At 26.9% G+C, this 16061-nt stretch carries 16 protein-coding genes; all 16 read left to right on the forward strand.

The features are described from left to right. Nucleotides 1-42: 42 nt before the first annotated feature. Nucleotides 43-633, forward strand: a complete 591-nt coding sequence (gene clpP / locus H8923_RS09480; RefSeq protein ID WP_153972267.1) for an ATP-dependent Clp endopeptidase proteolytic subunit ClpP — start codon at nt 43-45, stop codon at nt 631-633. 19 nt (nt 634-652) lie between these two features. Further along, the gene (gene clpX, locus H8923_RS09485; RefSeq protein WP_153972266.1) at nt 653-1900 is read left to right on the forward strand and encodes an ATP-dependent Clp protease ATP-binding subunit ClpX; all 1248 of its coding nucleotides are present in this window, start codon (nt 653-655) and stop codon (nt 1898-1900) included. Nucleotides 1901-2249: 349 nt separating this feature from the next. Then, nucleotides 2250-4598 (forward strand): endopeptidase La, encoded by a 2349-nt coding sequence (lon, locus tag H8923_RS09490; RefSeq protein WP_187127905.1) that lies wholly within the window; start codon nt 2250-2252, stop codon nt 4596-4598. Beyond that, nucleotides 4598-5209, forward strand: coding sequence for a ribosome biogenesis GTP-binding protein YihA/YsxC (yihA, locus tag H8923_RS09495; RefSeq protein WP_153972265.1), 612 nt, complete (start codon nt 4598-4600; stop codon nt 5207-5209). The genes lon and yihA overlap by 1 nt, the downstream gene beginning before the upstream one ends. Nucleotides 5210-5519: 310 nt before the next feature. Beyond that, entirely contained in the window at nt 5520-6875 is a 1356-nt protein-coding gene (locus tag H8923_RS09500) for an APC family permease (RefSeq protein ID WP_153972264.1), read from the forward strand. A gap of 132 nt (nt 6876-7007) precedes the next feature. Next, nucleotides 7008-8084, forward strand: a complete 1077-nt coding sequence (locus H8923_RS09505; protein WP_153972263.1) for an ATP-binding protein — start codon at nt 7008-7010, stop codon at nt 8082-8084. 217 nt (nt 8085-8301) lie between these two features. Next, entirely contained in the window at nt 8302-8982 is a 681-nt protein-coding gene (locus H8923_RS09510; RefSeq protein ID WP_153972262.1) for a DUF881 domain-containing protein, read from the forward strand. 3 nt (nt 8983-8985) lie between these two features. Then, entirely contained in the window at nt 8986-10356 is a 1371-nt protein-coding gene (locus H8923_RS09515) for a GspE/PulE family protein (RefSeq protein ID WP_408639063.1), read from the forward strand. Nucleotides 10357-10369: 13 nt separating this feature from the next. Then, the gene (locus tag H8923_RS09520; RefSeq protein WP_317982858.1) at nt 10370-11557 is read left to right on the forward strand and encodes a type II secretion system F family protein; all 1188 of its coding nucleotides are present in this window, start codon (nt 10370-10372) and stop codon (nt 11555-11557) included. A gap of 27 nt (nt 11558-11584) precedes the next feature. Continuing rightward, a complete protein-coding gene (locus H8923_RS09525) occupies nt 11585-11965 on the forward strand; it encodes a prepilin-type N-terminal cleavage/methylation domain-containing protein (protein WP_153972261.1) in 381 nt (126 codons plus the stop codon). A gap of 91 nt (nt 11966-12056) precedes the next feature. Further along, nucleotides 12057-12884, forward strand: a complete 828-nt coding sequence (locus H8923_RS09530; RefSeq protein WP_153972260.1) for a hypothetical protein — start codon at nt 12057-12059, stop codon at nt 12882-12884. A gap of 21 nt (nt 12885-12905) precedes the next feature. Beyond that, nucleotides 12906-13340, forward strand: coding sequence for a hypothetical protein (locus H8923_RS09535; protein WP_153972259.1), 435 nt, complete (start codon nt 12906-12908; stop codon nt 13338-13340). A 7-nt stretch (nt 13341-13347) separates the two neighbouring features. Beyond that, the gene (locus H8923_RS09540; RefSeq protein WP_153972258.1) at nt 13348-13809 is read left to right on the forward strand and encodes a hypothetical protein; all 462 of its coding nucleotides are present in this window, start codon (nt 13348-13350) and stop codon (nt 13807-13809) included. A 255-nt stretch (nt 13810-14064) separates the two neighbouring features. After that, nucleotides 14065-15096, forward strand: coding sequence for a YecA family protein (locus tag H8923_RS17690; RefSeq protein ID WP_153972257.1), 1032 nt, complete (start codon nt 14065-14067; stop codon nt 15094-15096). Between the two features lie 226 nt (nt 15097-15322). After that, nucleotides 15323-15700 carry a hypothetical protein gene (locus tag H8923_RS09550; protein WP_153972256.1) on the forward strand — a complete coding sequence of 126 codons (378 nt, stop codon included), beginning with the start codon at nt 15323-15325 and terminating at the stop codon, nt 15698-15700. A gap of 5 nt (nt 15701-15705) precedes the next feature. Then, entirely contained in the window at nt 15706-16026 is a 321-nt protein-coding gene (locus H8923_RS09555) for a hypothetical protein (RefSeq protein ID WP_153972255.1), read from the forward strand. The last annotated feature ends 35 nt before the right edge of the window (nt 16027-16061 follow it).

Raw genomic sequence — 16061 nt, forward strand, 5'->3', positions numbered from 1 at the left:
AATTATATATAGAATATAGAAGAGATAGAGGGGGTATAATATATGGCGTTAGTACCTACAGTCGTAGAACAGACAGGAAGAGGAGAAAGAGCATACGATATATATTCTAGATTATTAAAAGATAGAATAATATTCCTAGGAGATGAAGTAAATGATACTACAGCAGGGCTTGTAGTTGCTCAGCTATTATTTTTAGAAGCTGAAGACCCAGATAAAGATATACATTTATATATAAATTCACCAGGCGGAAGTGTAACAGCAGGTATGGCTATTTATGATACTATGCAATACATAAAGCCAGATGTAAGTACAATATGTATAGGATTAGCAGCTTCAATGGGTGCATTCTTATTAAACGCAGGAGCTGAAGGCAAGAGATTTGCTTTACCAAATAGTGAGATAATGATACATCAACCTTTAGGTGGGGCAAAAGGTCAAGCAACTGATATAGAGATTCATGCTAAATGGATACTAAAAATCAAAGATAAATTAAACAAAATACTTGCTGAAAGAACAGGTCAGCCATTAGAAAAAGTTCAAATGGATACTGAACGTGATAACTTTATGAGTGCAGATGAAGCTAAAGAGTATGGTCTAATTGATGAAGTAATTACAAAAGCAAAAAGACCGTAGATGAAAAGAGGTGCTTAATATGTCTAAATACGAAGATAAAAGACAGTTAAAATGTTCATTCTGTGGCAAGAGCCAAGATCAAGTAAGAAGATTAATCGCAGGTCCAAATGTATACATTTGTGATGAATGTGTTGAACTTTGTGATGAGATTATTCAAGAAGAGATAGAAGAGACTATTGATGAGGATACAACATCTCTACCAAAGCCAAAAGAAATGATGGAAATATTAAATGATTATGTAATAGGTCAAGAAAGAGCTAAAAAAGCTTTATCAGTTGCTGTTTACAATCATTATAAAAGAATATATAGCAAAAAGGCTACTAGCAAAGATGTAGAAATACAAAAGAGTAATATACTTTTACTAGGTCCAACTGGTTCAGGGAAAACTTTATTAGCTCAAACTTTAGCTAAAACTTTAAATGTACCATTTGCAATGGCTGATGCTACATCATTAACAGAAGCTGGATATGTTGGTGAAGATGTTGAAAACATACTTTTAAAGCTTATTCAAGCGGCTGATTTTGATATGGAAAAGGCTGAAAGAGGTATTATATATATAGATGAGATAGATAAGATAGCTAGAAAATCTGAAAATCCATCTATAACTAGAGATGTTAGTGGAGAAGGTGTTCAACAAGCACTTTTAAAAATATTAGAAGGAACTGTTGCTAATGTTCCACCACAAGGTGGAAGAAAACATCCACATCAAGAATTCTTAAAAATAGATACTACAAATGTACTATTTATATTAGGTGGAGCGTTTGATGGTATTGAAAAAATAATTCAAAGACGTGGAACAGAAAAAACTCTAGGATTTGGAGCTAAGATTGAAAGTAAGAAAGAAGTAGACTTAGGTAAAGTATACTCTAAGGTTCTTCCAGAAGATTTATTAAAGTTTGGTATAATACCAGAATTTATAGGAAGAATACCAGTTGTAGCAACACTTGATTTATTAGATGAAGATGCTTTAATGAGTATATTACAAAAGCCTAAGAATGCTCTTGTAAAACAATATAAGAAATTACTAGAATTAGATGATGTTGAACTAGAATTTGAAGATGACGCTCTTCGTGCTATAGCTAAAAAAGCTATAGAAAGAAATACAGGAGCAAGAGGTCTAAGAAGTATAGTTGAAAGTGTTATGATGGAAAGTATGTATGAAGTTCCATCAAGAACTGACATTAAAAAAGTATTAGTAACGAAGGAATCAGTAGAAGGAAAATCAAATCCTATTATGATACTTAAAGATCAAGAAGAAAGTGCATAATTAGCAAGAAGGAGCTTTTAAAGCTCCTTTTTAAATTGAAATGATTATATGATTAAATATTTAGTTGAAAAATTTATAAATAAGTTGCCCAAAATGATTTTTTAATTTAAAATAAATAATGTTTTAAATTAAAGCTTTTAGGTAAAATAATATAGTATATTAATGTGTTATAATTAAATAAGGAGATATTTAATTAATATTCATACAAATAGTATTAATATTATATTATTACATAATAATAAAATAAAGTTAAAATATTCATTAGCAAAAGTATTAATATTGAAAATTCGGTTTTGTAAATATATAATATAAAAAGCAACAAAATACAGCACTTTAAGGAGTGATAACAGTGGAAGAGAATTATACTAAGATAGATCGTGAATTACCGTTAATTCCTCTTAGAGGATTAGCAATTTTTCCATATATGATATTAAATTTCGATGTAGGTAGAGAAATATCTTTAAAAGCATTAGATGATGCAATGCTAGGAGATGAATTAGTATTCTTAACATCTCAGAAAGAAGCTGAGACAGATGAACCTACAGAAGATGATTTTTATCATGTTGGAACTATATGTAAAGTAAAGCAAATGATAAAGTTACCTGGGGATACAGTTCGTGTATTAGTAGAAGGTATATCAAGAGGTAGAGTAAAGGAATTAAATCAAGAATCAGGATTCTTTAAAGCTACAATAGAAGAAATTGTTTATGATCATGAAAATGCAGAGAATGATAAAGAAGTAGAAGCACTTGTAAGAAACGTATTTGATGCATTTGAAGAGTACATAAATATTGGAAATAGAGTATCGCCAGAAATACTAATATCTTTATCTGAAACAGAGAATGTAGATAGATTTATAGATACAGTAGCTTCAAATGTATATTTAAAAACAAATCAGAAACAAGATGTATTAGAAGAATTTGATATTAAGAAAAGATTAGAACTAGTATATACAATATTACTAGAAGAGATAGATATATTAAAAATTGAGAAGAAAATAACTCTAAGAGTAAAAAAACAAATGAATAAGGTTCAGAAAGAGTATTATCTTAAAGAACAATTAAGAGCTATACAAAAGGAATTAGGCGAAGAAGAAGATATAAATTCTGAAGCTGATGAATATAGAGAAAAATTAAAGAAAATAAAAGCTCCAAAGGAGACAAAAGAAAAAATAGCTAAAGAAATAGATAAGTTTTCAAAAATATCTCCGATGTCTCCAGACTTATCTGTAAGCAGAGGATATTTAGATACAGTGTTCTCTTTACCTTGGAATAAGGAAACTAGAGACAAGTTAGATATAGCTAAGGCTAAAGAAATTTTAGATAAAGATCATTATGGTCTAGAAAAGGTTAAGGAAAGAATACTAGAGTACTTAGCGATAAGAAAATTGTCAAAGTCAATGAAAGGACCTATAATATGTTTAGTAGGACCTCCAGGTGTAGGTAAAACTTCTATCGCAAAATCTATAGCAGAATCTTTAGGTAGAAATTTCGTAAGAATATCTTTAGGTGGAGTTAGAGATGAAGCTGAAATAAGAGGTCATAGAAGAACTTATGTTGGATCTATACCAGGTAGAATAATAAATGGATTAAAAGAAGCTCAAACTAAAAATCCAGTATTCTTATTAGATGAAATAGACAAGATGGCATCTGACTATAAAGGTGATCCAGCATCTGCTATGCTAGAAGTATTAGATCCAGAGCAAAATAAAACTTTCGTAGATCACTATTTAGAAATACCTTTTGATTTATCAAAAATATTATTTGTAACTACTGCAAATAGTTTAAGTACAATACCAGGGCCTTTATTAGATAGAATGGAAATAATAGAAGTATCTGGATATATAGAAGAAGAAAAGTTAAAGATAGCAGAAAGATATTTACTTCCAAAACAAATAAAAGAACATGCTTTAAAAGAAGATTTCGTAAAAATGGACGAATCTACAATAAGAGATGTAATAAATTATTATACTAGGGAAGCTGGAGTTAGAACTCTAGAAAGAACTTTAGGAAAAGTATGCAGAAAAGTAGCTAAGAAGTATGTTGAAAATCCGGAGTTAGAAGTTGTAGAGGTAAATCAAAATAACTTAGAAGATTACTTAGGAAAAGATAAGTATAGATATGATCTTGCAGGTACTAAGCCAGAAGTTGGACTTGTTACAGGATTAGCATGGACTTCAGTAGGAGGAGTTACACTTACGGTTGAAGTTAATGTTCTTCCAGGTAAAGGACAAGTTGTTCTTACTGGTAAATTAGGTGATGTAATGAAGGAATCTGCGCAAGCAGCTATATCTTACATTAGATCTATAGCAGATAAATTTGATATAGATCCAGATTTCTATCAAAAGAAAGATATACATATCCACTTACCAGAAGGTGCAACTCCAAAAGATGGACCATCAGCTGGTATAACTATGGCACTTGCAGTAATATCTGCTTTAACTAAGATACCAGTTAGAAATGATGTTGCGATGACGGGTGAAATAACTCTTAGAGGTAGAGTTTTAGCTGTAGGGGGAGTAAGAGAAAAATTATTAGCTGCCCATAGAGCTGGTATTAAAAAGGTATTACTACCTAAAGAGTGTGAAGCTGATTTAGATGAAATACCTGAAAATATAAAAGAACAGATGGAATTTGTTCTTGTTGAAAACATGGACCAAGTATTAGATGAGGCATTAGTAAGGAATGGTGACAAATAATGAAAATTAGAAGCTCAGAGATGGTTGTTAGTGCAGTAAATAGAAATCAATATCCAACAGAAGGAATACCAGAGATAGCATTAGTAGGAAGATCAAATGTAGGAAAATCTTCTACTATAAATACCTTATTAAATAGAAGAAACTTTGCTAGAACTAGTCAAACGCCAGGTAAGACTAGAACTATAAATTTTTTCCTTATAAATAATGAATTTTACTTTGTTGACCTTCCAGGGTATGGATATGCTAAGATTGCAAAATCAGAAAAAGAAAAATGGGGCACAATAATGGAAAGATATTTACAAGATAGAGAAGAGCTTTGTGCAATCTTTTTACTTGTAGATATTAGACATGAACCTACTAATGATGATGTAATGATGTATGAATGGATAAAGCACTTTGGATATAATTGTGTAGTAATAGCGACAAAAGCAGATAAGATATCTAGAGGTCAATATCAAAAACATATGAGCATAATACGTAAAAAATTACAGTTGGATAAAGATGAAAAAATAATACCGATATCTTCACTAAAGAAAACTGGTGTAGAAGATGTATGGAATGAAATTGTAAATCAATATAATCAAGCTGGTTATGAAATAACGATCGATTAATTATATAATATTATAACTTTAAAGGTTAAGGCTAGACTAAATTCTAGTTTTAACCTTTTTTATATGTTTGAAATGTCTCTTTGATTGAACTCAAGTGAAACAAATTTTCTTTATTGTTTGTAACATTTTAATATTGAATATTAAAAATATGCCATGAAGTTTTGAAAATAAAAATATTTAAATTGAAAATGTCAGAAAATTAAAATAAAATATATATAATCTGTTTAACTTTTATTATATATGTGGTAAAATGTCTAAACATAGAAATAATTTTAGTAAATAATATGAATTTATAAATAAGGAGAAGAGTATGAGCAATAATAATCAAACATTAAGAAAAACTATTGGACTTAGTGCTGCTCTTTCTACTGTAGTTGGAATATTGATAGGCTCGGGAGTATTTTTTAAACCACAGGCTATATACACAGCTACCAATGGAGGACCAGGATTAGGTATATTAGCATGGGTAATCGGAGGAATCATGACGATTGCTGCAGGTTTAACTGCATCTGAAATATCAGCAAGTGTAACTAAACCAGGTGGAATGATGGTATACATGGAAGAAATTTATGGAGAGAAAATAGGATTTTTAACTGGTTGGGTACAAGGTATGTTATTTATACCAGCAATAGCTGGAGCATTAGGAATCGTATTTGCTCAAGAAGTTGTTTCTTTATTGGGAATACAAAATAAAACTTTTGTAATAGTTATAGCTATATCAGTAATAGTATTTTTAGCATTACTTAACTCATTAGGAGCAAAGTTTGGTGGAGGAATACAAACCGTATCAACTATATGCAAGTTAGCTCCGCTAGCGGTTATTATAATATTTGGTTTTATGAATGGTGATTCTACATCTGAAATTATGACTCCTATGGTAGGAGAGGGAATAAGTATGGTATCGGCTATATCTCAGGTGCTTTTAGCTACTTTATTTGCATATGATGGGTGGATATTTGTTGGGGCATTAGCAGGAGAAATGAAAAATCCATCGAAACATTTACCGATAGCTATAGTAGGGGGTATATCTGTTGTTATGGCAGTATACTTATTAATAAATGTAGCTTATTTATTTGTAGTACCAGCATCAGAGCTTGCTATGTCAAATGCACCAGCGACTTTAGTTGCAAGTAAGTTATTTGGAAGTGTAGGAGCTAAAATCATAAGTGTAGGAATACTAATATCAGTATTTGGAACTTTAAATGGATTTATACTAACAGGAGGAAGAGTACCTTATACAATGGCTTGTGAAGGTAAAATACCTTTCTCAAATATATTTTCAAGATTAAATAATAATGGAGTTCCTATAAATGGAACTTGGTTGGTTGTTGGATTATCTGTGTTATACTCTTTAACAGGACAATTTAACTTATTATCTGACTTAGCGATGTTTACAATATGGATATTCTATACAATGTTATTTATAGGGGTTATGAAGCTTAGAAAAACTAGACCAGACATGGATAGACCATACAAGGTACCTTTATATCCTATAATACCTATAGTGGCTACACTAGGAGGTATATTCATTGTAACAAGTACTCTTATGAGTCAAACAAAGAATGCTTTACTAGGAATATTAATAACATTAGTAGGTTTACCTGTATATTCACTTACAGTTAAGAATAAAAAGAACGATAGAAAAGATCAAGATAAAACAGCTTAATTAAAATAGAAATAAATATCTCCTAGGTTTCAAAAAAGATATATTTTATATATGTTTGTTAATTATTACATAGTAACAAAACATGTGTAAAAGTAATATCTTAAAGTAGTAGAAATCTTAGGGGGTATTTATATGTCAGGAAAAGTTAGAAAAATATTTCCAGGGGGAAATACATCAAATGGTTCAAAACCATTATTTGAGTATATAATACCTGAAAATGTAAATAGAATTTTTTGTTTAAAAGGTGGTCCAGGAGTAGGGAAATCATCAATGATGAAAAAGATAGCAAAAGAATTTATAGAAAATAATTATGATGTTGAACTACATCATTGTCCATCAGATCCAAGTTCACTAGATGCAATTGTCATAAAAAAACTAGGTGTTGTTTTTTTAGATGGAACTGCACCGCATATTGTAGACCCTAAAAATCCAGGAGCTATAGATGAAATAGTAAACTTAGGTGAATATTGGAATGAAGAGGAGTTAGAAAAGAATAAAAAAGAAATAATAGAATGTAATAAAGAAATAAGCAGTTACTTTAGCAGATGTTATAAGTTCCTAAAGGCTGCAGAACCTATATATTATGATATAGAAGAAAAATATAAAGATTGTATGAATTTCGGAAAGGTAAACAAACTTACTGAAAATTTCATAGAAAATATTTTTAAAGATATAGAAAATAAAGGAGAATATAAAAGACCAAGACATCTATTTGGAACAGCTATAACACCAATTGGTCATATTGATTATGCTGATAGTTTATTAAGTGAAGCTGATAGAGTTTATTATTTGAATGGAGAAATTGGTTGTGGAAGGACTACTTTTTTAAGAAAAGTATATGAGAAAGCATTAGAAAAAGGAATGAAGGTTGAAGTCTATCATTATCCGTTAATACCAGATAAGATAGAAACTATATTAATAAATGATTTAAAAATAGGTATAACTACAAGTAATATATATAGTGATAGAGAAGTTATTGACCTAACTGAATTTTTAGATAAAGACAAATTATTAAAGTATGAAGATGATATAAATTTTGATAAGCATATATTTGATGAATTAATAAACTATGCTATATCTAATTTGAAGAGAGCTAAATCTAAACATGACGTAGTTGAGGCATACTATGTGCCTAATATGTATTTTGATGAAATAAATAAGTTAAAAGATGAATTAGTACAAAAGATTTTAAAATATGAAACTGAATAAATAAAATATATAAATAAGTACTATGTAAGAATAAGTGGTTTGTTAATTATTTTTACATAGTACTTATTTTACTTTTATTATTAAAAATTAAAGAAAAGATTAATGGATATTTTAATAAGGTTAAAATAAAATAGAATGTATAAGATATAAAATATAGTAATGATAGAAATAAAATTTATTTTTGACATAAAAAATAATTTATAGGGAGTTAGGTTGTATGAAAAAAAAATATGTGTTGATAATACTAGCGAGTATTATTTTAGGTGTACTAATTGGAAGTATGATAAAGGACTTAAAGTCAGTTAAAGGACTGAATATAAGCAAGGATGATATAGATAAAAGAGAAATAAAAATGATGAGTAAGTCTATTAAAAAACTTCAAAATGAAAAGGTAGATTTAGACAAAGAGAAAAATATCTTAAGAGAAAAATATACTGACATAGATGAAATTAAAAAGATGGAAAATATGAAAGAAGTATTATCTTATACAGATATAAAAGGAAAAGGGATAATTATTACAATAGATTCACTAAATGAAGATATAGGGAATATTGCAAATACTATTGACTATAATAAAATACTCATAAATTTAGTTAATGAATTAAAAATAAATGGAGGTGAATTTATAAGTATAAATGGTCAAAGAATAAATCAATATTCAGCAATTATTCTAGCGGGAAGTCATATAAATATAAACTCTACCCCAATAGCACAACCCTATGAAATTAAAGTTATAGGAGATACGGATAAGTTGTATTCATACATAAGTAAGGAGAATAATTATATAGATAATATAATAATGAATTATCCTATGAAAGTAGAGCACAAGGTTGAAGATAGTATAAATATGCCTAAAATTGAAATACCAAATAAGTTAAGATATATAAGGGAGGGATAGTATATAAGTCAAGAAGATGGAATATTAAACATTATTCCTGGAAAATTAGCTAGAAAGTACAATTTATTCCCAATAAAAGTTGAGGGTAATAAACTAGTAGTAGGAATAGAAAATGAGGATATTCATGCTATACAAGATTTAAGATTAGCAACAGGTATGAATGTTGAATTAAAAAAGATAAATGGCGACGTAATTAAAAGTAAAATGGATGCATGTTATAAACATCATATAAAATCTAATGAAGAATACGCAAAAAATTTATTTAATGATATATTATCAAAGGCGATAAAGTCTAAAGCTAGTGATATACATATAGAACCATTTAGTAACTTTTTTATAGTTAGAATAAGAGTTGATGGTGAATTAAGAGAGGTTAGTAGACTTTCAATTGAATTATATCCTGCTTTATCAACAGTAATTAAATTAAAGGCATATATGGATATAACAGAAAAAAGATTACCTCAAGATGGAAGAGTAGATATAGAAGTTGAAAATAATTTAATTGATATTAGGGTATCTACTATACCAACGATATATAGAGAAAAAATTGTACTAAGAATTTTAAATAGAAATTCATTTTTAAAGACAAAGTCTGAATTAGGATTTTCAAAGAATGCAATAGAAAAAATTGATAATATAATTAATAAAAAATCAGGGATTCTATTAGTTACCGGGCCGACTGGAAGCGGTAAAACTACCACTGTATATTCTATTTTAAATGAACTACAAAATACTAGTAAAAATATAATGACAATAGAGAATCCAGTTGAATATAAAATGGATGGAGTAAATCAAATCCAGGTAAATTCAAAAATTGGACTAACATTTGAAGAAGGATTACGTTCTATTTTGAGACAAGATCCCGATATTATAATAATAGGTGAAATTAGAGATGTAGAAACAGCTAAAATAGCTATTAGAGCAGCGATAACTGGACACTTAGTAATAAGCACAATGCATACTAATGATTCTATATCATCGATAGCAAGATTAATTGATATGCAGATTCCTACATATCTAATAAATGCATCTCTTATAGGTGTTATATCTCAAAGATTAGTCAAAAAACTTTGTCCACATTGTAGTCATGATATTATAATAACTGATGATTGTGATAATAAAATCAATACAAAAGTAGCAATTGGATGTGATAAATGTAACAAAGGATATTCGGGAAGAACAGCTATATATGAAATTTTAGAATTTAATGATGAAATAAGATCGTCAGTAAGTGAAATGAAAGAATCTGAAGAAATAAAAAATATAGCAATAAAAAATGGAATGATAACATTTGAAGATACTTATAAAAAATTATTAGAGGAAAAAGTAATAACAATAGAAGGATATTTGATTTCGAATTGTGATCAGATATAAGGAGATATACTTAGTGAATACATATAAATGTATATTTTATAATGAAGATAATGAGAGAAAGGTTCTTAAAGTAGAGTTAGGGTCTAAAGAAGATGTAATTGATTATGCTATTAAAAATAAATTTAAAATTGCGTCTATAAGGAGTATTAAACCATTTTCGTTTAAAAGTACAAAAATAAATTACAAAGATCTTAGAATATTATGCAATGAAATGGAAATATTACTTGAATCTGGATGTGAAATAACAAAATTATTTGAAATGGTAAAGATTAATTTCAATAAAAAGTTGGTTAGTGTACTTGAAGAAGTGTCTAGTAACATTCAAAAAGGAAATTCTATCAGCGAATCATTTAAGAAAACAAATAAGTTCTCTTTATTTTTCGTTAGCATGGTTAAAGCAGGAGAAATAAGCGGAAATTTAGATATGGTTATGAGCCGTTTATATGATTATTATGATAAAGAATATAAGTTAAAGTCTAAATTGATATCTATATTAACTTATCCAATTTTTTTAATGATTTTAGCAATGGCAGCAGCTTTATTTATGTTCATTTCGATAATTCCAAATTTTCAAATTATATTTATTAATAATGGAGTAGAACCACCATCATTTACAAAATTTTTAATAAGTACATCCATATTTATTAGAAATTATTATATGTACATAATATCAATTAGTTTCATAAGTTTGATTATATTATTTTACAAAATAAAAACGAGTAGTAACGTTAAATTTTATATAGAAAAAATCCAATTAAAAATACCATTCATAAAAAATATAACCCAATTAGTAATTACAACTAAATTTTCTAGAGCATTCTATATACTAATTAAAAGTGGTATAGAAATAACACAAGCTATAGAAATATCATCTCAAGTCATAGATAATGGAATCTTATATAATGAAATTTCAAAATGTAAGAAGTATATTAAAAATGGAAATACCATAAGTAAATCTCTAAACTTAGTTGAAACTTTTCCTAGCTTATTTATAAATATGATAACAATAGGTGAAGAAAGTGGCAGCTTAGATAAAACTTTAAGTTCAATAACTAAATTTTATGAGCAAGAGTTAGAAAATAAAATAGAACAAGGTATGAAAATTATAGAACCTGTAATAATCATAATGGTAGCGGCAGTTATAGGGGTTTTAATAATAGGAATGTTATTGCCTATGTTTGATACAATTTCAACAATATAAATTTATAAAATTAGGAGGAAAGAAAAGATGTACCTGAAGAAGTTAAAAATGAAAAAAAGAAAAGGATTTACTTTAGTAGAAATGGTGATAGTGGTAGTTATATTAGGGATACTATCTAGCATGGCTTTAATGAAATATAATAATGTTCAAGAAAATGCCAAAATGAAAGCAGATTATGCAACTGCATCAACTATTGCAACAGCAACAATTGTGGCGCTGAATGATGGAAAAGTTAGTGGAAATTCAGTAAATGTTAGTGAATTAGTAAGTAAAGGATATTTACAATCAAATGTAAAGTGCAATTCGACAGGAAAAAATTTCGACATAACTATAACTGGTGATAGTGTAAAAGTATTGTCAGATGGAAAAAATTATTATCCTATAATTGAAGAAGCAAGCAAAGAATAATAAATTAATATTAAGGAGTGGTACTATTAAAAAAATTATCAATATAGAAATAACTAAATCGTATGTAAGGGTAATTTTTCTAAGGCAGGATATGAAAAATATTTATATAGATGATGATATACAAGAAGATATAAGTCTAAATATTAGCAATGAAATTATAGGAAATACAAATAAGTACTATATAAATGATACTGAAAAAGAAAAGTATGTAGAAAATATAACTAAAATAATAGAGTCTAAAATATATAATACAAAAAAGTTCACATCAAAATATAAGTCAATACTTTATAACATACAAACCGAAGATGTAATAATAAGGATGATTGATAATGTAAATATTAGTAATAAATCAGATATATTAGGCTTGATAAAGTTTAATATAAATCAGTATATGCATATAAGTGTTGATGATTATGTAATTGAATATAAAATAATAAATCAAATAAATAAAATGGCGAAGATACAAGTAATATTATTTCCAAAGTACTTAATAGACCTATGTAAAAGCATATCAAAAAATCTTAAAATAAAATCACAAATAATAAATGTAAACTATGATATTTTACAAAAATTAATAGAATTAAATTTAATAACTAATTTAGAATCAAATTCATTATTTATAGAAAATAGAAATGAAGAAATATTATTTAATAAAGTTATAGATAAAAAGATATGTGAATCATATATATTATCTAAAAATGAACAATATCTAAATTATATAAATAACTTAGATGAAAAAATAGATAAAGTCTATTACTATGGTATTGAAGATAAATCTATAAACAATGAAATTAACTCCTTTTCTTCATTAAATGTATCCCCTTTAAATTTAGAAAATAATAAAAGGTCTATAATAATATCTAATCAACTAGGAGAAGATTTAAAAAAATATATAAATGCTATAGGTATGATTATATAGATAACAAAACGAGGTTCTTTTATGAAAAGTTATAAAACTATAAATTTTATTAAGCCTTATACTTTAAATAGAAAAGATATAAAAATAGTATACATCCTTGTTATATTAATTATAATAGGTGGAATTTATAAAGTAACTATAAATAAAGAAAAAAATATGAATGTTTATAATGAGGAAGATATTTTGCATGAAAATGTTGATATTATTGAAAGCGACGTAGAAAGTTTATATATAAATTTTGATAATATAAAGGTAGCATTTAATTTGTTAGGAAAAGAAAATATAAATAGAATATTAGTAGACAACTCTGGTATAGAAATTGAGGGTGGATGCAATAATTTGGATATATTAGAACAATTAAGAAGTAAGTCAAATGCTAGTTATTTTTCTATAAATAGTCTATCAAAACAAGGTAATAAGTATACTTTTAATCTAAAATATAATATAGGAGAATAGTGAAGAATTGAAAAGAAAATTCAGTAATAGAGAAAAATTTTTAGGGTTAATTCTCCTAGGAATAACTGCAATTTATGCAACACAGTTAATAGACACAAATAAAGAAAATGAAGAACAAAGCAATTTAGGTGCAAAAAAGAGTATAAAAATAGATAGAATCGCTTTTTCTAATAATGAAAAAGATATACTTTTGCAAATCGAAAACGAAATAAAAAATATAGTAACCATAAATTATATAAATAAAGATTCATATATAGATGAATATAACAATAAATGCACAAATATAGAATTACATATAAGTGGTAGAATCAATGATATACTCAAGATCGAAGGATCGTTAAAGAAGATAGGTCTAGAAAAAAGTGTTAATAAAATAGAAATTGTAAAAAATACAAAGAATATTAAAGAAGAAAATATAGATAAAATAAATGATCATGTAGACTGTATTATGAAGATTAAAGTCGTATAATAAATAAGCTTAGACAATTAGAGTGCAATATAATAGTTTATAGCATAAGATAGCACAAATAGTATTACGATAAATAGTAAATATTGAAGGGATATAAACGAAAAGGGTAGAAGATTATATTAAAGTACAACACAATTCCAAAACTTAACAAATAGTATATATTGCAAAATATAAAAGAATTGTAGAATGATTTGAAAAATAATGGTATAATAATTAATTGTACTTTAATTTAGAAATAAAGGAGTGAAAGTCACCTTGTTAGGTAGAAATGATTTATGTCCATGCGGAAGTGGTAAAAAATATAAAAAATGTTGTTTAAATAAAGATATTGCATCTGAGAGATCAAGCAGAAAGATTGGGCTTTCACAAAAGCAATATTACGAGCTATATGCTAAATTACATGAATTCTCTAGAAATGAGAAGTTCAATGCAGAATATGAAAGAGCAAAGGAAACATTCTTCATAGTGGAAGATGAAGAAATAAATGCTAAATTTGAAAGATTCTTTAATACGTACTTTATACAAGATCATATAATGGAAAATAAGAAAGTTATGACTGTAGAGTTCTTCGAAGAAAACAGAGATAACTTAGATATAGCAGAAAGAGATATATTAAGAAGCTTATTCGAATCTTATGTAAGTGTTTATGAAGTAAAAGAGATAAAAGATGAAAAAGTAATATTAAAAGATTGTCTAAATGATAAAGAAATTTGTACGGAAGATATAAATCTTTTAAAAGACTTTAAAGTTGGAAGTCCTATGATAGCGAGAGTTGTTACTGTAGGAGATACAAATATATTAATAGATATAACAATAAGTATATCAGACGGTATAAAAGATATAATTGTAAGTGATATAAAAACTTTATTCAGTCAATATGAAGACATTTATAAAGATATGAAGACATTCTTAATACATCATACTCATATACTATACAAGTATATACAACAATTATTAGAGCCAAGTATAGCAGAATACTTAAAAGCTCAAAGAGAAGAAAAAGCAACTAAAGCTCAAGCTGTAGAAGTTTCTGAAGATGATTGTAAAGTAATAACTATGTTAAAACAAAACATAGAAGATGAATTCTTACAAGATGGTATAAACTTCTGGAATGAGTATAAGAAAACTCAAGGAGAAGTAAAAGGTGCTGAGAATGGATGGGCAGCTGGTGTAGAATACTATGTTAAAAAAGAAGCTGGACAAACTATAACTCAGGCTCAAATAGCTAAGAAATATGAAATAAGCCCAAGCACATTAGGAAAGAGATATAAAGACCTTAAGGCGTAATAATATTTTAATTTGCTTAATTAATAATAACTTATATATAATAAAATTAGAGGAATTATATTAATATAGTTCCTCTAATTTTAGTTTTAGGAAAAAGTTTATGTAAAAAATTGGAGGGTATATAAAATTATATACAAATTTAGATTTAAATTATAAAAAAAAGGTTTTAATATATAGAAATAATGTATAAAATAGAATTATATAATACACAGAAAGAGGTATAAATATGAATCTTAGTTTAGGAAATGCAATAGCAGTGTCAACAAATTTTATAAAATCTAATCCAGCGGTACCTGTGTACAATGGAGAGCAAACTCCAGAAAATTTATATGCAGTTATCTACCATATAGAAATAGGATATAACCAAGGTGCTTCTCAAGAATTAAAGCAATACATAATAATAGATTATAAAGAGTTTGATTTATCAATAGATTCAAAAAATCAACTAATCGAAGTTGCTAAAGAATATTGTGCATCAAAAAATATAGAAGAAGGCAATAATTTAGAAATAGCTCTTTTAGATAATGAAGAAGCAGAAAACTTCCTAGAAAAAGTATTTAATAATATGAAAGTTATAAGAGGTCTTATAACTAAAAAGGACTAGATAATATGAATTTATTAGGAATTGAAGAAATAACTCCATATAAAGATTCATTTGAATTTAAGATTTTTAAGTATGATAATAAAATAGAGTTAGGAAATGAGAACTCATTTATATGCGATTTAAAGGTAATAATAGAGAGAATAGATGAAATATATATAGATAAATTTAAAAAGAGTTTTAAGGTTATAGCTTTAGTAAAAAATTTAACTATAGAAGAGATATCTATAGATGATATAAAAGAGTTCATATTAGATGAAGTTTGGATAGAAAATCTAGAAAAAGATAATATAGATGTAATGTTTATAAAAGGGGCTGCCTCAAAATAAATGATTTGATGTATTCTTGTTTTAGGCTTATATAT

Origin of the sequence: Romboutsia faecis (assembly GCF_014323405.1) — a bacterium.
GTDB lineage: Bacteria > Bacillota > Clostridia > Peptostreptococcales > Peptostreptococcaceae > Romboutsia_E > Romboutsia_E faecis.